Source organism: Parcubacteria group bacterium, assembly GCA_041660065.1.
In the GTDB taxonomy this organism is placed as follows: Bacteria; Patescibacteriota; Minisyncoccia; order Moranbacterales.
The window spans coordinates 1-21,521 of the sequence record JBAZXC010000008.1 but is presented as its reverse complement, the minus strand read 5'-3'; the positions used below and the strand labels follow the sequence as shown (position 1 = coordinate 21,521).

Sequence of the window (21,521 nt, the reverse complement as noted above, 5' to 3'; positions counted from 1 at the left end):
TAATACATGACGATATACGTTTGTAAGTGTATAAATTTAATCTAATATGGATGAAATTACCAACAGAAGCGGAAGGATACAACATGGAGATCAGTCATCAGCGCGCAACATTCATGTGAATAATGCCAGTAGACCACATATGCCATATGGAAGCCATGGTGCGAGAAATGTTGCTATGCCAGTGCAAGCTCGCATGGCCGAATCACATGTTGTACAACGCAACAAAGCAGAGGCGATCGTGCATACACAAGATCATGGAATGAAAAAGGATTCTAGATCTGACACAAGTCGTGCGATGAATATTTTGGATATATTTGTCACATGGTGTATTTTCATGTTGTTTTTTGGATTGCCGTTATTTTTTGTCAATGTGACGTATCAAGGGGTGAATTTTGAGAAACAATATTATTTCTATTTGTGGAGTTTTTTGGGCATTGTGGCGCTGATTGCGCGCGGTATGCTTGGAGGCAGGATTGAAATTCGTCGCACACCGTTGGATATTCCATTGGCGGTATTGTGGGTGTCTGTCCTCATATCGACAATTTTTTCTGTGGATAAATATCATAGTGTTTTTGGTTTTTTTGATAATCCGGTCAGTGGCTTAGTCAGTATTACGGCGCTAATTTTGACATACTATCTCGTTGTGTCACATATATCCAAAAAGCGCATTATGCTTTTATGGTGGACGATTGTTGCGAGCGGAGGCATTGTAACAGTGTGGTCATTTATGGCAACAATGCGATTTGTGCCACAAAAAGTGTTGGACCATGTCATTGCTAGTCTTACAGGATCATTTTCCAGTTTAGCGATATTTCTCGGGATGTTGGTGCCGATATTTATTATTTCTTTTGCCGTTATCAAAGACGATGTGCGCGGAAGTGTGCGTGCAAAAATTGTGGCCTTTTTCATTATTGTCTTTGTGGCCCTTGATATTTTTACGTTATCGACCCTGTATGGGTATGTGCGATGGCTCATCATCCTTGCGGCAATGGCAATGCTTCTGGTCTTTTTTATCAGTAGATCAGTGAAAGTATCTCAAAGCATATCAACATTCACTATTATTACATTTCTGGTTCTTTTTGGACTTATGTCGTTTGGACAACCGATCGTTACACGTACGGCAATTCAAACAGAGGCGATGATCGACTACAGCCTTTCGCTTAAGGTTGCAACGCAAGCGTTTAAAAGCCGACCGATATTTGGAAGCGGTCCAAGTACGTATGGATATGACTTTTCTCTTTATCGACCAAAAGATTTGAATAAAACAGGTCGATATGACCTTCGTTTCTTTTCTGATCGGGGTGTATTTTTAGAAAGTGTTTCTACACTTGGCATTGTCGGAGTTGTTGCGTTGATCATCATCCTTTTGACATATATCAATACAGTATTACATGCTTTCATGCGATCCAAAGATGAGGAAATCAAAGTGATTTCTTTGGGATTGTTTGTTGCGTCATTTATCATGATCGTGTATGGAGCCTTTTGGGCGGTGGATGGTGCGATCATCCTCTATGGCGTATTAATGAGTGCTTTGCTGATGGGAATTTTGCGCAATAGCCTGGGGGAGGGATCTGACAGTAAGTTGGTTTTGTCGACCACGGCGTCGCCACAGTATGCGCTTTCTTTTGCCTTCTTGTCGATCCTTGTTGCTGTAGGTGTCATTTTCGGATTTGTGACACTTGGTAAAATGTTTGTGGCCGATGTACATGCAGGCAATGCTTTGCGCGCACGTTCTGCAGGGGATTTTGAAAGATCGTCAGTATTGTTTCAAAAAGCAGTAACACTCAACGGACAAGAAGGGCGCTACTATACAGTGATCAGTCAATACGGACTTGATTTGGCAAATGTGGAATCTGCAAAGCCGGAAGGTGAACGAAATGATGAAAATGTAAAGACGTATATTACGGGATCGACGGGCACAGCGTCTGTCGGGAGAAATTTGATGCCAAATGATGTACTTGCAAATGAGACCAAAGGATTTGTTTTTGAAAATAGCGGAGGCTATGTTAGCGATGCTCTCTATACGGCAATGGATGCTTATGCAAAGGCGCAAGAGTTAGAACCACAAAACCCGTATCTGGATGTTGCAATCGGAAAATTAAAGCTCGTGGAGGCGCAATCCAAAGCTGACAGTGCTGTGGATGAGAAAAAAGCGTTGATCAATGAAGCAAAAGGATTTTTTGAAAGCGCACGGGACAAAACAACCTTTGACTATAATGGCAAATCAATCAGTGGATTTGCTCCTGCACATTATTACATATCTGTTGTTGAAGAAGCGCTTGGCAATGTTGATGCGGCAATTGATGCAATGACGACCGCTTTGCAGGTGACTGTGGCAGAGGATAATTCCGGTAGCAATCAACAACAAGTATTATCCCGTCAGATCAATTACGGATTTAATTTGGCGCGACTTCTGCAAGTGCGTGGAACAGAGGGTGATATGAAAAACGCGGAAAATCTCCTAGTTCAGATCATTGGCATCAATGATCAAGAGGTGAATTCCCACCTCAATCTTGGCTTGTTGTATGAACAAACAAATCGCAAGGATCAAGCGATTGAAGAATATAAAAAGATCCTCGCAATTCTCTCGGAAAGCGATACGAAAGCACGAGAAAATATTCAGAAATTGATCGATACTGTGGAGCAAGGCGGAAGCAATGTGGATAAAAAGTCTGACACGGGCACAGAGTCCGAAGAAACCACTGAAGCGGATCAAAACAAAAAAAGTGAAGAAAAGCCAACAGTTCTTGTTGTAAAAGCTAATGAGGGGAATGATGCACAGGGCATTAATGATCTTCTTGCGCAAGATGGCTATGGTGTGGATATGCGCGAAGAGGATGGCAGAATGGATACAGGGATCGTGGTGATGTATAAAAGCTCGATAGATAGTAAAAAAGTGAAAAGCGTGGAAGATGCTCTCAAAAAAACATATGATGCGGTCACAACGATGAAGAATGATCAAGAAGTTTCCGTTTATGATTATGATATTGTGATCGTCGTAGGTAAGACTGGTACAAGCGAGATTGTCACGCCGTAAGGATTTTTGTGGAAAATTCCATCTGTGTTTCTGATATTTTTTGGCGTGGATTTTGGATAATAGTAATTGAACATCTTATTTTGTTCTTTCGAGAGATATGGTATAATGTCACGGTATGGATATAGGTGAAGATTATTCGCATCTATATGCGGGTGAAATAAATAAAAGCAAAAAGAAAGTATATACGGACGGTCTGACTGCTCTTGCAAAAAAACAGAATATTGACATGGTACGTTTGCAGATCAGGAAAAGTCATCATAATATTTCTGCCTTACTTCTACGAGGTGAGCGCACGAGTTTTTTTGTTACAGAAGATTCCGGTAGATATATTTCACCACTTGCATATCAAAAGCAAGAGCAACATTATGAACGCATCAATGCCGTGATGCGTTTTGACAGTGTGCATGTACGATATCAAAAACGACATATTGTCGGTGAAATGTATACAAAACATGTTGCAATGCAAACATCACAAATTTTTGATGCAGTGTCAAATTATCGTGCAGCTTTACGCATCACGATGTCACCGGTGCGCATGTATCAAGTATCAATCGGCGGTGCAATGATTTTAGGTATGGTGTCAATGAGCATGATCTACCAAAATCTTGGTCCCAGTGCGTTTGCAGAGGGGTTGGAGAATGCTATGAATAAAAATGATGATACAAAAGAAGTTGTGCGCGTGATCGAAAATGTGGATGATAACGAAGGAAGTGATGGAAAAAGCGATGTGAAGGAGGATATAAAAAAACAACAAAAAGAAACGGAGAGTGATAAAAAACAAGATGATGGATCCGGTCAGGCTGAGATTGAAGATACTGATACACAAAAAGCAGAATCTGTGATCATGGCTGATATCGTACCAAAAAATACGGAGATTTCTGGTGCAGAGGATCAAAAGGTGGATGAGAAAAAGGACGAGAGCACAAAAAAATCAGTAGACAGCGCTGTTAAGAAAGAAGAGTCAGCGGAAAATCAAAATACACAAGGCAAGACTTTTGAAGAATTGGCGTACGAAGTGACGGAGGGGCATCCTATTCAAAAAATGTTGCCATATATTCTTGAACAGGATCCTGAGGTTGCAAAATATTTTATCGCAATTTCAAAACAAGAGAGTGGTTTTGGAGAACGCGTTCCTTTGTTGAATGGGCAAGATTGTTATAATTATTTAGGATATCGTGGACGACGCAAGTTGATGGGGACGGGACAACACACATGTTTCAACAGTCGCAAAGATGCTGTTGAGACAATTTGTAAACGACTGCATACACTGATCTATGATAACGATCAGGATACGGCGCGAGAACTCGTAGGGACGTGGAAATGTGGCAGTAAAGATTGCGCAGGACATTCAAAGGAAAGTGTTGATCGATGGGTGAGCACGGTTGGATCAACATATGATCAATTGTCTCAAAAATAGATATTATTAGGTAAAAAAGATGCTAAGAAAGCATCTTTTTTTGTGCAATAAACTTGTCAAACGTCGTTTTTTTCTGGTAATGTGGTATAGTATAATTTGTTGTTATAAGAGGTTAGTAATTCACAGTAAGGTATTTTTATGGAAAAAAGTAAAAAAATGTTGATCAAGCTAAATAAAAAACATTCGGAAATGTTTCAAAGTCAGAGATTGGAACGAGAATTGTATCTTTCACAACATCCCACAAATGTAATTGTTTTTAAATGTATGGACGGACGTATCCACATGCCGACGGTAACACGGACACCGCTGGGCATCATGCGACCATTTCGGAATATCGGTGGGAGATTTGATCTGGGATGGCCGTTGCTCAATGAATCTTTTGATCAAAATATCAAAAAAGCAGTGGCGCGTGGAAATCGCACGCTTGTTCTCGTAACATATCATTTCTCTGCAGGTGATGAACACCGCGGTTGTGCAGGATTTAACTATGATTGCGAAGAATCCAAAAGATTTACAGAAAACTTTCGTAAGCAAATTTTGCGCACATATGGAAAAGATAATGGTGTTGTCTACCCGATCCTTGTCGGACTTGAAACTGACAAAGATGCATTGATCTTTCACGGAGAACATGGACGGATTCTTGATGTATCACAAATTACTGATTCCTCAGTAGAATCATTGTTTGTTCTTTTTCACAAGCTTTATCCGTCGATGCCGGATCGTATTTTGCATGATCTGATTCCGTTGGTGCAGGGAAATATTCACTGTATCAAAGAGACGATGAGCATAGGTAAGCCACTGAAACAAATGGTGCATGGGGAGTGGATTTTAGCTGTTGGAAAGGGATTTGATTGGTTACATACGCCAAATATTGCATTGATCGTGGGACCATATGATCCAAATATCGGTGATCCGATCAAGAAAGCTGTGGGGATCATCAAGTCAAATCTCAATGCAAAAAAAACAAAGGATGGTTTTGTGCTTCTCTCGTCTGCAGTATATTCTGATGCGGCGGAAAAAAACAGAGCACGGGAGCGCACATTGTATCTCAGTAATTTAACGCAAAATATCATCGCAGAGCATTATAAAAGCATGATCGTGCGAACACATGTCATGTCCGTAATCATGAATGCAGAGACGATGGAGATGGAAATCGTCAAATAAAAAAGATGTAATAAAAAAAGAGCATTGACATGTTTGTGTGATGGGAGTACCATGTATTCTATAAAAAAGGCGCAAATCGGCATGATGAGAGGGTGTCATGTTAGATTTTGCAGTGTGTAAGAATTTTATGAAAATTTTCAAACTAATTTATCTTTTGATCTTTGGAAAAAAAGTGACTGAGGATCACAAAAAATTTGAACAAAACAATCTACAAGAAAAAGAATTTGATGTAATGGGAAAGGAGTTACAGCATATTATAAAAGACTTGTACAATGGTCGTTCACTGCGCATTCGTGCTATTGATGCCGGATCGACGAACGCAGAAGAGATCGAGTTGACAGCACTAGGTAATGCATATTATGATATTGATCGCTTTGGATTGAGTTTTGTGGCGTCACCGCGTCATGCGGACATGCTTTTTGTTACAGGTCCTGTGACGAGGAATTTGGAGCAAGCATTGCGTACGACATATGAAGCAACGCCACACCCATGTATCGTTGTGGCGGTGGGAGATGGTGCGTGTACCGGAGGTATTTGGTGTGACTCGTATGCGGTTGTGGGTGCTGTGGACAAAGTGATCCCCGTGCATGTACGCATTCCCGGCGATCCGCCAACGCCAACAGATATTCTGCGTGGTGTTTTGTCTGCATTAAAAAGAGATAAATTACAAAATAATTAATTTTATGTTAGGAGAGTATATCGTTTTTGGTGTTCTGTTTTATTTTTTGAGTTTATTTGCCTCTTCTATTTTCGCTTTGGTTGACAGACCTTTTGTTAGGGCGACTTGGTTGTTCGTTTTATCCAATACGATCGGCTTTCTATCCGGCGTAATGTATTTTATCGGTTTTTTCGGTCAGAAAATCACATGTGCACGTTTTGATTGGTTTTTGCATTTTGCTCCGCAAATAACGCCCTTGTCCACGATCTTTTTTGTCATTGTGAGTGGTGTTTCTGCGATTGTTGGTGTATATAGTGTGCGCTATTTAAAATTGTATGAAGGCTCTTATGATCCGCGAATCGTGCAATTTTTAATGTCGCTTTTTGTATTGGGCATGCAGGGTGTGATCTTTGCAAATAATACGTTTTCTTTTGTATTTTTTTGGGAAGTGATGTCCATTACATCATTTTTTCTTGTATTTTCCGACAGGTCGCAGCAATCAATTTCAGCGGCATTTCTCTATTTTATTATGACGCACCTTGGTGCTTCTGCAATTCTGGGCGGATTTCTGATTCTGGGCGGCGGATCGTTCTTGTTTGATTTGGCAGATATACGTCATGCATCACAAGCGTTGTCTCCCGCATTGCGCAATGGAGTGTTTCTTCTTTTTATTTTTGGGTTTGGTTCAAAAGCGGGTCTTGTCCCATTTCACATTTGGCTTCCTGAAGCACATCCGCAGGCACCGAGTAATATATCCGCATTGATGAGCGGTTTGATGTTAAAAGTCGCGATCTATGGATTTGTGGTGGTGATGCTTGCGATGAGTGATGTCTCTGCGTGGGTTGGATTGGTTGTGCTTTTTCTTGGGTTGTTATCGAGCGTCGTAGGTGTTCTGTATGCTGTCGTGGAGAGAGATATCAAACGCGCCTTTGCATATAGCAGTATCGAAAATATGGGTGTGATCTTTGCGATGCTTGGGCTTGCGATCTACTTTTTTGCACAAAATTCGTCAGTATCTGTCATTGGGTTTAGTATTGTTGCTTTCGCCTTGTTTCATGCAGTTAGTCATGCATTATTTAAAACGGCACTTTTTCTCAGTAGTGGCGTTGTGATCAATCGCGTGCATACAAAGAGCTTGGATGCCATGGGGGGCATTGCAAAAATGATGCCAGTATTTGCTTTTGGATTTTTGCTTGCAACGCTCAGCGCTTTGCCGATCCCCCCATTTGGCACCTTTTACGGGGAATGGGGATTTATTCAAAATGTGATCAATACAATGCGAGATATGATCATGATGCCACGAACAATTATCTTATTGCTTGGCACACTGACAGTTATCGGATTAGTCAGTGGTTTGGCAATTTTTGCGATGGTGCGTATTTTTAGCATATCGATGCTTGGGTTGCCACACCATGATGATATGGAAAAACGTGATGAAAAAAACGATTATCTGTTGATTGTGCCGGTCATTGTTTTGGGTGGGGCGGTATTGGTATGCGGTTTTTTTGCACAAACGATCATCAATGCACTTGTGTTAACGATATACAATGCAAAAGACATTTCTCTCGAAGAGATCTATAATCCTGTGCATCATATGGCATTTACAATCGGTTGGCTGGTTATTTTGTGCGGGATGGTGATGTTTTTGTTGAAAAAATGGATTGATAAAAATACAGAAAAACGCATCTACCATACATGGGATTGCGGTCAATCGATCAATGCGACGATGCAATATAGTGCTACGGCGTTTTGTGCCCCGATCAGATTTTTCTTTCTTACATTTATCGGACGCAAAAAAACAATGACGTCACAGCCTGTTATTACATCAAATCCATGGATCGTAAAAAATACATTTCGATTATCTATTCGTCCAAAATGGAGCGATGTATTGTATGCCCCAATTGCAAAGTCGTTGCTATTTATTGCTGACCGAACTCGTTTTGTGCAAAGCGGACGTATTCAATACTATGTCCTTTCTCTCTTGCTTGCATTAATTTTTACTTTTATATTTGCTTTATGAATTCTTTGATCGCTATCGTAATACAAATATCATTTGTTTTGCTTATCGCACCATTTACAATCGGTATGGTGCGGTTTGTGAAGGCACGACTGCAGGGTAGGCACGGTGCGTCGCCATTTTTGCCATATATTACATTCTTGACATTATTGCGGAAAGAAATGGTAATATCGTCAGAAACGTCATGGATTTTTCACGTTGTCCCATTTGTGGTTTTGGGAAGTTCGATCATGTTGGCATTTGTAGTGCCAATGATCTTTGTAGGGACAGCCGTTGCTTCGATGAGCGATTTTTTGATCGTTGCTGGAATTTTGATCGTTGGGTCGATCTTTTTGGTGATGGGTGGCGTGGATACAGGAAGTGCATTTGGGGGCATGGGATCAAGTCGGGAAATGACAATTGCCGCATTATTGGAACCGGTTGTTATTATGGTTTTTGCAACGTTGAATTTTGTTACGGGAACAGCAACGATCGATGGCATGTTGCAACAGCAGATCAGTTTCTCAGAGCCATATCTTTTCTTGGTTGTTGTCGCTCTTGGACTTATTGCTTTGGCGGAGAACGCGCGATATCCTGTGGACAATCCTGCTACACATCTAGAGTTGACCATGGTGCATGAGGCAATGATCTTGGAATATTCCGGTGCATACTTGGCGATATTGGAGTATGCATCAGCGATCAAATTGACAGTTTTTTCTGTGCTTGTCGCGAATTTTGTTTTTCCAACGACGCTTGTGGATCTGTCCGTTGAAAATAGCGTCACAACGATTGGCATTGGAATCGTGTGTGCTTTTATAAAAGTGGTTGCAGTAATGATTGGCTTGGCATTTGTGGAGTCAATGATCGTTAAAATGCGATTTTATCGTATGTCAGAATATTTTTCTATTGCTTTTGTTGTTGCATTTTTAGGTATGATCGTTGCACTCCTTTCACAATATACAAATATTTCCATGCAATATTATGTCATATTTTCACTTTTTACGATCATGTGTATCGTTTTGCTTTTTGGCCGTGTACGTCTCAAGGCGATGTTGCGATATTATGCACTATCCTCTTTGGCAATTGCGGGTATTGCATGGGGGCTGTTACCGCTTGTGCCAGAGGGAGAAAGGATGCATCTATGGATATTTGCGGTGTTTACCATTGTGACAAAAACACTTGCGGTGCCATATGTGATCAATCGTGCAGGGCATGTCAAGAAGAGTTTGACGAATCTGCCGTCGTTTCTTCGTCCCGGGAAAAGTTATTTTTTGGCGGTCATTCTTCTGATCGTGACATATTTTATGTTAAAAGAAGTTTCTATTGTTGGTTTGATCGAGTGGAATGTATTGCTTTATACCTCTGTTGCATCAATTGTTCTTGGTATCGCCCTTATGATCACCAAGAGAAATATTTTTTCTCAAATTATCGGGTTATTGATCATAGAAAATGGGATTGCGATATTTGTTTTGGCGACAGTTGGATCACTGCCGCTTATGATCGAATTTGGCATTTTTGCAGTGACGGTTGCAACGGCATATATTTTAGCGCTTTTGAGTGCGCAAATCAGCGAACTATATGGTAGTGCGGATACGGAGGACCTGCGGGCATTAATCGAATAATTATTTTTTTATGAGTCTTTTTATAGTATTATCCTCATTCATTCTCGCGTCCCTGAGCGCATGGTTTGCAAAGTCTATGCGACAAGTACATATGAGTAGCAATTTCTTTTCGCTTATCGGGAGTGCAGGCTTGGTGTTGATCGCGTGGTCATCTCTTGTGCGTGGAAATGTCATCCATTATGGTTCGTGGTGGACGGTGGATGGTTTCTCCGGTCTCATGGTTGTCCTTATTGCATGTGTATATATGGCGGCTGTTGTGATCAGTATACGTTATATCGGACATGAAGCGGAAGAACGGATCATTTCTTTTTACCAGTACAAATTATATTTTACACTTTTTCCGCTTTTCGCTGTGTGTATGGCAATCACTGTTCTCACGAATAATTCTTTGCTCTTATGGCTTGCTTTGGAGGGTACAACACTTTTTTCAACATTCTTGGTCGGTCTGTATCGCAAAAAAACGAGTATTGAGGCGGCATGGAAATATATGATCCTTTGCTCAACGGGCATTAGTCTTGGCTTGGTCGGCATATTGTTATTGAGTTATGGTGTGCATGAGAGTGGTGTGCATGGCGGAGAAATGTTTTTGATCAGTACATTGGTTGAGCGCGCCCAATTCATACCGGAAAATATCATCAAGCTTTCTTTCATTTTTCTTTTTATCGGATTTGGCACAAAGGTTGGACTAGTTCCGATGCATACATGGTTGCCAGATGCGCACAGTAAAGCGCCATCACCGATTTCCGCAATTTTTTCTGCAGTACTGCTCAATATTGCATTGTACGCGATTATTCGTTTCAAATATATCGCAGATGCGTCTTTTGCGAGTACGGAATGGACGAGTCATCTCTTTATGATTTTTGGTTGTGTGTCGGTATTTCTTTCTGCGTTGATGATGTTGATCCAAACAAATTATAAGCGCATGCTCGCATATTCCAGTATTGAACATATGGGACTTATTGTGTTTGCTATTGGACTCTCTCCGCTAGGTGCTGTTGCAGCAGTTATGCACATGATCGGACACGCATGTGCCAAATCGGCGTTGTTTTTTGGTGCAGGTGAGATTTTAATTCGCTGGAAAACAACAAAAATTCCCAATATTGCCAACATGAGCATATATGCGCGGTATACGAGTGTCCTCTTTATTCTCGGCGTTTTGGGCATTATTGCCATTCCGCCATCAGCGTTGTTTATGAGTGAATATGGCATGTTTGCACAAGCAGTGATGCTGTATCCAAAAACGGCATTGGCACTTTTTGTCGCTTTGGCTGTGATCGCATATGCAATGCTATCTTTGACAATTACAATGGTATTTCACAGAGACGAAGCAAAAATAGATGAGTATGTCAAAAAAGAATCGTGGAATATTACACATACGGTGATCACTGCTGAACTGGTCATTCTTGCTGTTTTGACAGTATGGTTTACCACGACAAATGGTCTCAGTGTGATTGATAATATTGTTAGTAGTTTTTTGTTTGTAAAATAGTGTGGATCGTATAAATTATAGTATCACATGCAATAAGAATATGAGTATCAAAGAAATCATTAAAAGTTTTTGTGAAGCAACCGTCGTGTCTGAAGACGTTGATCTTGTGCGCATAGCAGTATCGCGTGAGGATTTTGCAAGCAGTTCCACACATGTAGTGCAGGAACATCATGCACGTCTTGCATCTCTTTTTGCGACAGATGATCGACAGGTTGATGATACATATGGAGTGCATGCGATTTTTAGCATGCGCGACGTGAGGCAGTGGCTCATGATCTCTACACGCATCCCCGCGCACGATCCGCGCTATCCCGCTCTTACACGAACGATTATGGCGGCGCATTGGTATGAGCGATATATGCGGGATATGTTTGGCATTGAACCGGTAGGACATCCTGATTTGCGTCGGTTGGTACACCATGAGAACGTTCCGGAAAATACGCATCCGCTTCGAAAGGATTTTGCCTGGAATACAAAAATGGAAAAAGCGCATGTGCCGTATCCGATGCATCATGTGGAAGGAGAAGGCGTGTTTGAAATTCCTGTCGGACCGATTCATGCCGGTATTATCGAGCCGGGTCATTTTCGCTTCAATGTCGCAGGAGAGCGTATCCTTACTTTGGAAGGAAAACTCTTTTTTACGCACAAAGGTGTGGAAAAATTAGTGGAAAACAAACATCCTATTGATGCATTGCCATTTATTGAGAGAATATCCGGTGACATGAGTGCTGCGCATGCTCTTGCGTATGCGGAGGCGATAGAAAAAATTGGGCGATGCATTGTCCCGCAAAGAGCACAGATATTGCGTGCGATCATTACAGAATGTGAGAGGATCACGATGCATGTACATGATCTCGCGAATATTGGCGGTATGGGCACAGGATATAGTTTTATCGCGGCAAACGGATTTCGCATCAAAGAGCGCATGATGCGTCTATCAGAAGAAATGTGCGGTAATCGTTTTTGGAGAGGTGTGGTCACAATTGGTGGCACGGCAAAGGATTGGAATAGAGAGGAATTAGATCATTCAGTTGTGGTATCTGACGAGGTGTTACAGGAAATTACGCAAATTTTTTCACTTGCATTGAACAGTGAGGGCTTTTTGGATCGGTTGCAATATACGGGCGAGTTGCCGTATGAAGCGGCAATAGCATTTGGCGCTGTCGGATTGCCCGCACGCGCGTCCAGAGTGGACTATGATGTGCGCAGAGATCATCCATACGCATCATACGAGACATTTCCTGTAACGGTGATTACAAAAAAAAGCAGTGATGTTTTTGCACGGTATCGTATGCGCGCATTGGAGATCAAACAATCCGTTGCGCTCATCAAAACTCTTGTTTCAGCGATTGGTGAGGGACCAGTCATGGTGCAATGTGATCCGCAAAATGGTTTTGCGATTGGCGCAGTTGAATCATGGCGAGGGGAGATCGTGTGTGCGGTGCGGATGAAAAATGGTGTGATCGATCGTTGTTTTCCGCGCGATCCATCATTTTGTAATTGGGCGCTCTTTGGCATCATGGGACCGGGGAATATTGTACCGGATTTTCCGCTGATCAATAAGAGTCTCAACCTCTCTTATTCCGGAACGGATTTGTAACAAGGAAACAGTAATTTACCATATGTAGTTTTTGAGGTTGGTTTTGTTTTTTGAAAAAATAAAGTGACAGTGGTGTTTTTGCCTTAGGTAGTTTTTGTAATTATTGACGAATCTTAATATTTTGGAGGTTTTTTAAGATTGTAAATTTTTTATGAGAGCGTGCATAAATTTTCATGAGCTGTATAATGATAATAGTGACGAAGTACATGTTTATGGTAATGATGAATCATTGTACGTGAATATATGTTTACGATCGGTGCGTTTGGGGTCATTTTTGACGAAAATAATAGGGTTCTCTTGTGCCACCGGCGAGATATGAATCTATGGAATTTGCCCGGGGGCATGGTGGAGCGTGGCAAGTCGCCGTGGGAGGGTGTTGTGCGTGAAGTGCGAGAGGAAGTGGGATTGGATGTTGAAGTGATACGATTGATCGGTGTATACAGCAAGAAAAAGAAAAATGACGTCATCTTTTCTTTTGTGTGCAAAAAAGTTGGCGGTGTAGAAACGCTGACGGATGAAGCGGATGAAATCGCCTATTTTGCCGTGGAAAATTTACCGGCAAACCTTTCTCCAAAACATGTTGAGCGAATTGGTGATGCAATACAAGAAAAAAGAGAGGTTGTCATGAAAATTCAGAGCGATCAAAGCGGCAGGGAACTACTTGCAAAAATATAAAAATAAATAAAAGTGCGTCATCCGTAATGATTGACAGAACTATATAATGTAGTACCGTATGATAAACACACAAAGATCATGATCGTGCGCTAATTTTTTATAAGAAACCATATGGTCAAGGACTACAAGGGGGTTATTGTGGAAGAAAGTTTGGAGGATAACCGATTGATCAATGATATGGAGATTATATCTGTACGCATTTCTAATATTGAAATACCCGTGAATCGGTGGCATCTTTATACGGTCAACGTGTCCTTGCAAGATATCGGCAATCTTTCTCATCAGATCAAGGCGGGGTGGTATATGCACTTTTGGCGAGATAATGATGTTATTGCGGTTTTTCGCGATAAAACTTTTATGTTTGCGCATGATGACCGTGCCGCATGGGAGCCTGTGGTGCGTTATGGTATAGCGCAAGGGATTCCTTCTGAACAGTTGGATTTTCCGATTGACTAGTGATATTTATCCAGTATGAGCAACAAGAATCATCGTAGTGGTGGTAAAATGGGTGGAAAACATACGACAGTCATCGATGCGTCAAAACCGATCGTTGATTTTCTTTTGAAACATCCGGATGTGGCACATGTCATTGCGGGGCATATAAAAATGGGCATAGGCGCGGCACCGCAACGATTAAAGTTACGTGAAGAATCAGGCTGTCTTTTTGTGAAAGTACGGGGTAGTGCGAGCGTGCAAGAGCTAAGGGTTTTTTCACAGAATGTGAAAAAAGTGAAAAATGATCTCGAAAATGCGTTTGAACGATTGTGTGATATTTAGTAACTGCCTAACATCTCAACGCCAGAAAATGGCTTGTCGGCTGAAATGCCAAAATTTCGGCTACAAAAAACGTAAGTTTCGTCGGGTTATCACCCGATAGCTCTCCCTCAACTTCCGTTTTTTTCGCTCGAAATTTTGGCATCTCAACTCGACATGAGATATTAGACAGTTACTTAGGTGATAGCTGTTAATGTGCACGGGGAATGGCACACGGATCTTTTAGGATAATATAGTGATCGATGTGCTTAAAAACCTTTTAAAATAAAGGTTTTTTGGCTTTCTGTGGATAAAGATCATTGACTTTTTTGGGTGGTGCAGTATACTTATTTCTACGTGTGCTTTTTTGATAAAGCACACTTGTTTGTTTCTTGGCAGGGGGCAATAGGGGTTTTATTCGTAAAGTAACATATGGTTATAAATGAAGAACCGTCACTGACCAAGCGTCTGGGTGTGGAGGCGCGTAAGATGTTTTTGGCATCACTGCACAATATTCGTTCTTGTACAAAAAAATATACATACTTCGTACTGACAGGGATGGCGATCATGATCGCAGGAGGCTTTTATGCTTTTGACACAGCGTCATCGCATGAAGAAAAGCCCGTCGTAGATCAAGAGACGCAGAGATACACTGCTTGTGTTTTTGGTAAGGACGTGATCAATGGCGACGAAAAAAATGTAACAGGCTTTGCCAATATTGATGATCAATGTCAACAGCTGAGTAAAGAGGGGTATATTTTTGAGCCGGAAGAGGACGAGTGGTTTGAACAAGAATTGGTTACCATGCTTGCGGATCATCCGATGAAAGCAATGGCGGCGTCAATTGCAAAGCAAGACAAAACGGTTGCCGGACTTATTGTGGGTATTGCAAGGCAGGAGAGTCAATGGGGGATGTATGCACCATCAAAAGGCGGTGTGGATTGTTACAATTACTGGGGGTATAAATCTACGGGTACGCGTGGACAAGCAATGGGTTATGCATGCTTTGGCTCACCGGAGGAGGCTGTGGATACAATTGCAACACGACTGAATCATTTTGTATACGATACAAAAAGGGATACGCCGGCAAAAATGGTAACACCGTGGAAATGCGGTGACAGCTGTGCATCACACTCACCGGAAAGTGTACAGCGGTGGGTTGGTACGGTAAATACATATTTCAATCAAATTGTCGCAATGGAACACACGGAAGAAGAAAATAGATCACCGCAAATAAAATTATTATCTTTGAAAAAGTAAATAAAAGACGCCACATGTGGCGTCTTTTTTGGTGTGTGGTTTATAATGGTAATTATGAATGACAATGATCAAAAATTTATTTGGGGCGTGACCAATATTGGTACACAAACGGAAGGAAATGATCAGTATGGCAATTGGACTCGGTGGGCGCGTCGAGGTCTTGTTCCGACGATTGGTGTGGCAAATGCATATACACATCAGTATCAAAAGGATCACGACCTTGTAAAAGAGCTTGGTTGTAATGGAATGCGGTTGACGATCGAGTGGTCACGTATCGAACCGGAGGAAGGAATATTCGATCAGGACGCAATCATGCATTACAAAAAAGTTTTATATGATCTTAAAAGGCGGAAGATCAAAACAATTGTTGGTTTGTGGCATTGGAATATACCAATGTGGTGTGAGGAAAAATATGGCATGCATGATCAAAAAATTGTACACAAGTTTGAGACTTTTGTAGAACATGTCTGTGAAAATCTAGGGCATTTGGTTGATTGCATCGTTGTGCTTAATGAGCCGACAGTATATGTGCGATCAAGTTATCTTGCAGGTTCACGTCCGCCATTTGTCATAAGTTATACAAAAGCGTATTATGTTGCACGCAACCTGATCGCAATGCACAAAAGTGTGTATAAATTATGGAAGGATAAATATCCTAACATATGGATCGGTTCGACGTATTTGTGGAATGATGAGCGTGGTGCACAGAATACCTTTTTTCAAAGGATTTATCTTTGGGTAAAAACATATTTTTCTGTAACATATTTTATTCATGCATTACTTCCGTATGGCGATTTCATCGGGGTCAATTATTATACGAGTGATCGGTTTTTCTTTGGGAGGAGTGGTAAAAAATGGGGTGTGCATGGTACAAATGATTGGCATGATCCGGATGTCTGGCGGGTTTTTCCGGATGGTCTGTATCATGTCTTGATGCAAGCAAAAAAATATCATAAACCGATCATGATCTTGGAAAATGGAAAACCGACCAACAGTGGTCTACATGATAAAGATCGCCAGGAGTTTCTCGCGCAGTCCATATTATATATGCATAAGGCAATTGCTGATGGCGCGGATGTGCGCGGGTATTTCCATTATTGTCTGTGCGACAGTTATGAATGGGACAGCGGATATGATTTTAAATTTGGACTTGTGGAGATCGATCGTACAACTGGTAATCGTGCGAGACGGGACAGTTTTTTCGTATACAAAAAGATCATTGCAGGTGCACGAAAATAATTTGTTTTTTCACGTAAGTGGTATACCATAGAGAAATGAAAATAATGATCCTCACAATTGGTCAACCAAAGATTTCTTTTGCAAAGGAGGGTTTTACGGAGTATATCAAGAGATTGTCGGGATTTCACAAAGTGGAAGTTGTGCATCTCAGCGATAAGACAACGGATGATAAATTGCTACAGGTGATCGACAATCGTTTTTGTATCGTCTTGGATGAGCATGGTGCGGAATACACGAGTCGTGGCTTGGCGCAGTTTTTGGACGAGCGATCTGTGGGTGGTGTCGGTGAAATGGTTTTTGTCGTGGGCGGTCCGGACGGGCACAGTGAGAGAATAAAAAAACGTGCGGATGTTTTATGGAGCATGAGCATGTTGACGTTTCCGCATGATCTGGCAATGGTGGTTTTGGCGGAGGCATTGTACCGTGCAAGCACGATCAATGCTGGACATCCGTACCATAGAGAATAGATACTATAAATTTTTATACATATGCAAGATCAATTCAAAGAGTTGTATCAAAAAACAAAAAAAGGCACACAAGATATTGTCGTTGTGGAGGGTATACATGCATTTAAGCATGCGGCGCGTTTTGGTGCAGAGTTCGTGGATGCGGTGACGGATGATAAAAAGACCGCAGTGGAGCTCATGCGACACATTGCAGCGGATGCTGATGTGGAACATGTGGAACAATATGTGCGCGAGATCAGTCACGGACAATTTCATGACATTGCCTCGTCGTCGCTACGCACCGGCATTGTAGCAATTGCCAAAAAGCCGGTGTACACAATTGCAGACGCAACAGATAAACAAATTATTTTTATCGAAAATCCGCATGACATCAACAACGTTGGTGCGGTTGTGCGTGTTGCTGCCGGCTATGGTGTGGGGGCCGTTGCGGTGAGCGGAGAGATTAGTCCGTGGCATATGTTGGCAATTCGTGCCGGTGCAGGATTGCAGTGGGCGGTACCTGTTTTGCACATTGCATCACTCGAAGATATCGCACAAGGACGGAAGGTATGTGCGTGTGATGCAAATGGCGTGAGTATAAGAGACATTAAGATGGAAAAAAATAGCGTGTTGATCTTTGGCACAGAGCGTGAAGGAATTACACATACGCTAAAAGAGCATTCTGATCAGATCATCTCAATTCCTATGCAAAAAGGTGTGTCGAGTTTGAATCTGGCAACGAGCGTATCAGCCGTTTTATATGGTGGGCAGTTTACATAATATACAAATATGGTGTATAATTAAATCGCGATGAGAAATTAGTTTTTGTAGAAAACTCATAAGTGTATATATAAAGTAAAATTTAAAAATAAATTTTAAATAAAAAAAATGAGTAAAATATCTTTGGTTTTAATAGGGGTAATTCTTTTGGTAACCATTGGCGTCTTTGGTTTCTTTTTTTATTCTATTCTTGGCAACAAAGATTCTAAGGGCATAGGTATGAAGCAGGAGATTATTTATCCAAAGATGGAGTGTGATTTTGAAAGCGATTCACAGGCGATGAGCTCAGCACTGGAAAAGGATGATAGTAAAATTTGTGGCTGCAGTAAGGATGAATCATTTAAAAATATGTGTGTTATGACAGTCCAGGAATCGGTGATCTATAAAAAGGCAGTTATGGAATCAAAATCTGAATTATGTGATCAAATAAAGAATAAAGAAAAGATAATGATCTGCAAAGACGCAGTGCAAGGAAAGATCGACTTTATGAAAAAAAATGAGAAATAAAGATATTTATTGAAAATAAATAATTCTTAAAAATAAAAGAATGGACAAAAAAAATATGATATTAACTGGTATTCTTGTTTTGTTGATTGTTGCCAGTATTTTTGTGGTTTATTTCAAAAAAGGGGTAAAAGTTGATTCAAATAAGGCGTCTCTTGTTTCTCAGATGAACAATGATTTTAAAATAAAGCTTGATTTTGCGGACAAAAATGGTGTTTCTAAATCTATCACGAGGTACTACGTTTCTTTGTATAGAGCAAATGATGTCGGGGAGATTTTGCCGGCGTCTCCTGTAGATGTTGCCACATATGATGATGAGGTGGTTTTAAGAAATGGAAGCAATGGCGAAGAAAGAGAAATATTTTATTCAGCACCCGCTTCTTTGAGGGGAAAATATGCTATTGTTGTTGATTATGTCAACGAAGTTGGGGTACCTGCCAACTCTCTTGTTGTAGGGAATTATGAATTAAATGGCAACTATACTGATTTTTTGGAAATTTTTCCCGAGACGTGTTCTTTTCATATAGATGGAGAACCTGAAAATAAGACATATACGATCGTACAGGGTGTGGATGTAAAAACCGATGAAAATTTGGTTGCGACATGTTCAGTAAAAAGTCATTTTACAAAAGATGTTTCGGTCACCCCAAGATTTATAAACTTTGAAAGAAAGGATTTTTATGCGGAGGAAAATATCAAGCAAGAAAGCAAATCTCTTGATGTGATTACTTTTGGACCAGATGAGATGAAGAAAGTTTCTTTTTCTGTACCAAAGGCGCTAAAGCCACAGGCATATGATGGAGCTCTTTCTTTTGTTGATTCGTATGGCTCTAGAGTTTCAACAAAAACATTTTTTCACTATGTTGTAGCTGGAGAAAGTGCTGGTATAGAAAGTGTGATATTGAATAAAGATAATTATGTGGCAGGAGAGAGTGCTAATGTGACTGTGGCATATTTCGGTTCAACAGACGGATTTTCTGATTCACGATTGGGAGGAACAAAAAATGGAAAGTTGACATTGGAAATAGATCTAAAAAATAACAATGGCGATAGTTGTCTTGCTGGTGTCAAATCCTATAATATTGATCCAATGGTCTATGAAAGTACTTTTACCTTGGATGTAAAAAGTGACTGTAAGAATTCTTTTGTGGAAGCAATTATCAAAGGAGAAAACGATGTTATACTCGGGAGTGAAATCTTTTTGCATGCGAAATAATAATTATGATATTTTCTTTTAATATAAAATATATGAGCCTAAGTCCACAATTTTTTAGAGAAAGTGAAACAATAAAAAAAATGAGGGGTTTGATGGGTATTGTTCTATTCTTACTGGTTGGTGGTATTTTTTTTGGGCAGGGTGTCTTTGATGCTAATGCAGGATGTTCGGGGACGTGTGTGGGTGATTTTGGGAGAAGGGGATCGGGCGTGAGTTGTGGAGGTCCTGGTTGCTGTTGTTGTAGCACGTCCAGATGTGGAAATCAGCATTGTCCTACGCCCCCTCCACCACCTCCTCCACCACCTCCACCTCCACCTCCACCATGTACACCATGCTGGGGCATAAGTTCTTATAATTCATGGTCAGTTTGTACAAATGGTACTCAAACCGGATCAAATCCGAATTATTATTATGAGTGTGGTTGTGGTATAGCAACAAGCGTGAGAACTTGCGGTGTTTGTGGACCGGCAGATGGTGTTGCCGTAGGAACAGCTCCCACAGTGGGACTTTGTGCATATGGTACAGCAAGCCCGGTTCCTCCATCACTCAGCGGAAATACATGGACGTGGACATGTAAAGGATCAGATAATAGCACAACAGCAGAAGATGCATCGTGTAGTGCTCCATTTAGAATAGACGGTGTATGCAGTTCTGCAGCAACAGGCACATACACGATCAGTGAAACGGCCTACAGAGGAGCATTGTGTTCATCCGGCACACCAACAGAAACACCAATATTCCCGACATACGGTCAAACAGTCACCTGGGGTTGTAATGGTATTGGTACAGGCACAAGCACATCACCCACAGCCTGCAGTGCAACCCGTGAACGTCCGGCATCATCCTGCGGACCGGATAACAACGTATTTTCAAACACAATTCCTACAGACCCCGGACTCTGTGGCACAGATTCTACACCAAGTACAGTCACATTTGACACAGCTGGCAATTGGCACTGGACATGTACACACACCAGTCCGGCAGCGATCCCTCAATCGGTAGACTGTCAAGCACCATCATGCCTTGCAACCATGCCGATCGATCTCCAGCCATACGTATATTTTGGAACCGATGGCACGCCAAACAACGCAATCGCAACTGTCACGTGTCCAAATGTTTGTTGCATCATTGATAGTAGCAATGGCGCAATAACTGTATGTAATGGCACAACAGGAGAAATTCCCGTATTCCCGGGAAGCCATTCTTATCCTGCAGAATGTTGGTTTGACGATGATCATGATCGTACAAATGACGGCATTGATGAACCAAAAGTCTCATATAATCCGGGTCGCACGATCAGCACGATGTGCACTGCACGCTCTTGCAACAGTCAGGGCACCTGTCAATCAACACCAGAAGTCACAAACAGTGCTGACAGTTGTACAAGCACATGCAATTCTGATGCAGATTGTACAACGGGACGCATGATCGAAACGCGACCGTAAAACGGTGTGACAGAACAAACAAATCACAAACGCATGTCATCGCATGAGTTTGTGATTTTATCATAATTCTGCAGCCTTTCTATAAAGATCTTACAGGAGCAGGTTTGTAACCTGCTCCTTTTGCGTCCCGTTGCACATAACCAGTCACCTTTTTCCAATCGCTATCAAATCATCTAAAAAAAATAAATATATTGCCACAAATGCCAAAAAGTATGGTATA

Annotated in this window: 18 protein-coding genes; all 18 read left to right on the top strand. The window is 41.3% G+C overall.

All coding sequences use genetic code 11. The features are described 5' to 3' along the window. The first annotated feature begins 46 nt into the window (after positions 1-46). The 18 genes from WC819_06280 to WC819_06195 all read left to right on the top strand — a co-directional run bounded on the left by WC819_06280 (position 47) and on the right by WC819_06195 (position 21,301). Positions 47-3,037, top strand: a complete 2,991-nt coding sequence (locus WC819_06280; protein ID MFA5986924.1) for a hypothetical protein — start codon at positions 47-49, stop codon at positions 3,035-3,037. A 115-nt stretch (positions 3,038-3,152) separates the two neighbouring features. Continuing rightward, entirely contained in the window at positions 3,153-4,454 is a 1,302-nt protein-coding gene (locus tag WC819_06275; GenBank protein MFA5986923.1) for a hypothetical protein, read from the top strand. 138 nt (positions 4,455-4,592) lie between these two features. Beyond that, on the top strand, positions 4,593-5,618 hold the full coding sequence (locus WC819_06270) for a hypothetical protein (GenBank protein ID MFA5986922.1): 1,026 nt from the start codon (positions 4,593-4,595) through the stop codon (positions 5,616-5,618). 133 nt (positions 5,619-5,751) lie between these two features. Further along, a complete protein-coding gene (locus WC819_06265) occupies positions 5,752-6,297 on the top strand; it encodes a formate hydrogenlyase (protein ID MFA5986921.1) in 546 nt (181 codons plus the stop codon). 4 nt (positions 6,298-6,301) lie between these two features. Then, positions 6,302-8,296 (top strand): proton-conducting transporter membrane subunit, encoded by a 1,995-nt coding sequence (locus tag WC819_06260; protein MFA5986920.1) that lies wholly within the window; start codon positions 6,302-6,304, stop codon positions 8,294-8,296. Beyond that, positions 8,293-9,894: an NADH-quinone oxidoreductase subunit H gene (locus tag WC819_06255; protein ID MFA5986919.1), complete on the top strand. Its 1,602-nt coding sequence runs from the start codon at positions 8,293-8,295 to the stop codon at positions 9,892-9,894. Before WC819_06260 ends, WC819_06255 begins: the two co-directional genes overlap by 4 nt. A gap of 76 nt (positions 9,895-9,970) precedes the next feature. Further along, the gene (locus WC819_06250; protein MFA5986918.1) at positions 9,971-11,383 is read left to right on the top strand and encodes a proton-conducting transporter membrane subunit; all 1,413 of its coding nucleotides are present in this window, start codon (positions 9,971-9,973) and stop codon (positions 11,381-11,383) included. A 40-nt stretch (positions 11,384-11,423) separates the two neighbouring features. Continuing rightward, a complete protein-coding gene (locus tag WC819_06245) occupies positions 11,424-12,983 on the top strand; it encodes an NADH-quinone oxidoreductase subunit C (GenBank protein ID MFA5986917.1) in 1,560 nt (519 codons plus the stop codon). A gap of 243 nt (positions 12,984-13,226) precedes the next feature. Further along, a complete protein-coding gene (locus WC819_06240; protein MFA5986916.1) occupies positions 13,227-13,658 on the top strand; it encodes an NUDIX domain-containing protein in 432 nt (143 codons plus the stop codon). 111 nt (positions 13,659-13,769) lie between these two features. Next, positions 13,770-14,114 (top strand): hypothetical protein, encoded by a 345-nt coding sequence (locus tag WC819_06235; protein MFA5986915.1) that lies wholly within the window; start codon positions 13,770-13,772, stop codon positions 14,112-14,114. 15 nt (positions 14,115-14,129) lie between these two features. After that, entirely contained in the window at positions 14,130-14,435 is a 306-nt protein-coding gene (locus WC819_06230; GenBank protein ID MFA5986914.1) for a DUF2103 domain-containing protein, read from the top strand. Positions 14,436-14,843: 408 nt separating this feature from the next. Next, on the top strand, positions 14,844-15,671 hold the full coding sequence (locus tag WC819_06225) for a hypothetical protein (protein ID MFA5986913.1): 828 nt from the start codon (positions 14,844-14,846) through the stop codon (positions 15,669-15,671). A gap of 54 nt (positions 15,672-15,725) precedes the next feature. Next, positions 15,726-16,910 carry a family 1 glycosylhydrolase gene (locus tag WC819_06220; GenBank protein MFA5986912.1) on the top strand — a complete coding sequence of 395 codons (1,185 nt, stop codon included), beginning with the start codon at positions 15,726-15,728 and terminating at the stop codon, positions 16,908-16,910. Positions 16,911-16,945: 35 nt separating this feature from the next. Continuing rightward, complete coding sequence (locus WC819_06215) at positions 16,946-17,377, top strand: 23S rRNA (pseudouridine(1915)-N(3))-methyltransferase RlmH (GenBank protein MFA5986911.1); 432 nt, start codon at positions 16,946-16,948, stop codon at positions 17,375-17,377. Between the two features lie 21 nt (positions 17,378-17,398). After that, positions 17,399-18,136 (top strand): TrmH family RNA methyltransferase, encoded by a 738-nt coding sequence (locus WC819_06210; GenBank protein ID MFA5986910.1) that lies wholly within the window; start codon positions 17,399-17,401, stop codon positions 18,134-18,136. A gap of 108 nt (positions 18,137-18,244) precedes the next feature. Continuing rightward, entirely contained in the window at positions 18,245-18,643 is a 399-nt protein-coding gene (locus WC819_06205; GenBank protein ID MFA5986909.1) for a hypothetical protein, read from the top strand. Positions 18,644-18,698: 55 nt separating this feature from the next. Next, positions 18,699-19,856 (top strand): hypothetical protein, encoded by a 1,158-nt coding sequence (locus tag WC819_06200; GenBank protein MFA5986908.1) that lies wholly within the window; start codon positions 18,699-18,701, stop codon positions 19,854-19,856. Positions 19,857-20,296: 440 nt separating this feature from the next. Beyond that, entirely contained in the window at positions 20,297-21,301 is a 1,005-nt protein-coding gene (locus WC819_06195) for a hypothetical protein (protein MFA5986907.1), read from the top strand. Positions 21,302-21,521 lie beyond the last annotated feature (220 nt).

What these genes read in the sequence shown, in the direction of transcription:
- WC819_06200 (MFA5986908.1), top strand. Translation starts at nt 18,699, where the DNA reads ATGATATTAACTGGTATTCTTGTTTTGTTGATTGTTGCCAGTATTTTT.
- WC819_06260 (MFA5986920.1), top strand. Translation starts at nt 6,302, where the DNA reads ATGTTAGGAGAGTATATCGTTTTTGGTGTTCTGTTTTATTTTTTGAGT.
- WC819_06225 (MFA5986913.1), top strand. Translation starts at nt 14,844, where the DNA reads ATGGTTATAAATGAAGAACCGTCACTGACCAAGCGTCTGGGTGTGGAG.
- WC819_06235 (MFA5986915.1), top strand. Translation starts at nt 13,770, where the DNA reads ATGGTCAAGGACTACAAGGGGGTTATTGTGGAAGAAAGTTTGGAGGAT.
- WC819_06270 (MFA5986922.1), top strand. Translation starts at nt 4,593, where the DNA reads ATGGAAAAAAGTAAAAAAATGTTGATCAAGCTAAATAAAAAACATTCG.
- WC819_06255 (MFA5986919.1), top strand. Translation starts at nt 8,293, where the DNA reads ATGAATTCTTTGATCGCTATCGTAATACAAATATCATTTGTTTTGCTT.
- WC819_06215 (MFA5986911.1), top strand. Translation starts at nt 16,946, where the DNA reads ATGAAAATAATGATCCTCACAATTGGTCAACCAAAGATTTCTTTTGCA.
- WC819_06220 (MFA5986912.1), top strand. Translation starts at nt 15,726, where the DNA reads ATGAATGACAATGATCAAAAATTTATTTGGGGCGTGACCAATATTGGT.
- WC819_06240 (MFA5986916.1), top strand. Translation starts at nt 13,227, where the DNA reads ATGTTTACGATCGGTGCGTTTGGGGTCATTTTTGACGAAAATAATAGG.
- WC819_06275 (MFA5986923.1), top strand. Translation starts at nt 3,153, where the DNA reads ATGGATATAGGTGAAGATTATTCGCATCTATATGCGGGTGAAATAAAT.
- WC819_06210 (MFA5986910.1), top strand. Translation starts at nt 17,399, where the DNA reads ATGCAAGATCAATTCAAAGAGTTGTATCAAAAAACAAAAAAAGGCACA.
- WC819_06250 (MFA5986918.1), top strand. Translation starts at nt 9,971, where the DNA reads ATGCGACAAGTACATATGAGTAGCAATTTCTTTTCGCTTATCGGGAGT.
- WC819_06280 (MFA5986924.1), top strand. Translation starts at nt 47, where the DNA reads ATGGATGAAATTACCAACAGAAGCGGAAGGATACAACATGGAGATCAG.
- WC819_06205 (MFA5986909.1), top strand. Translation starts at nt 18,245, where the DNA reads ATGAGTAAAATATCTTTGGTTTTAATAGGGGTAATTCTTTTGGTAACC.
- WC819_06230 (MFA5986914.1), top strand. Translation starts at nt 14,130, where the DNA reads ATGAGCAACAAGAATCATCGTAGTGGTGGTAAAATGGGTGGAAAACAT.
- WC819_06245 (MFA5986917.1), top strand. Translation starts at nt 11,424, where the DNA reads ATGAGTATCAAAGAAATCATTAAAAGTTTTTGTGAAGCAACCGTCGTG.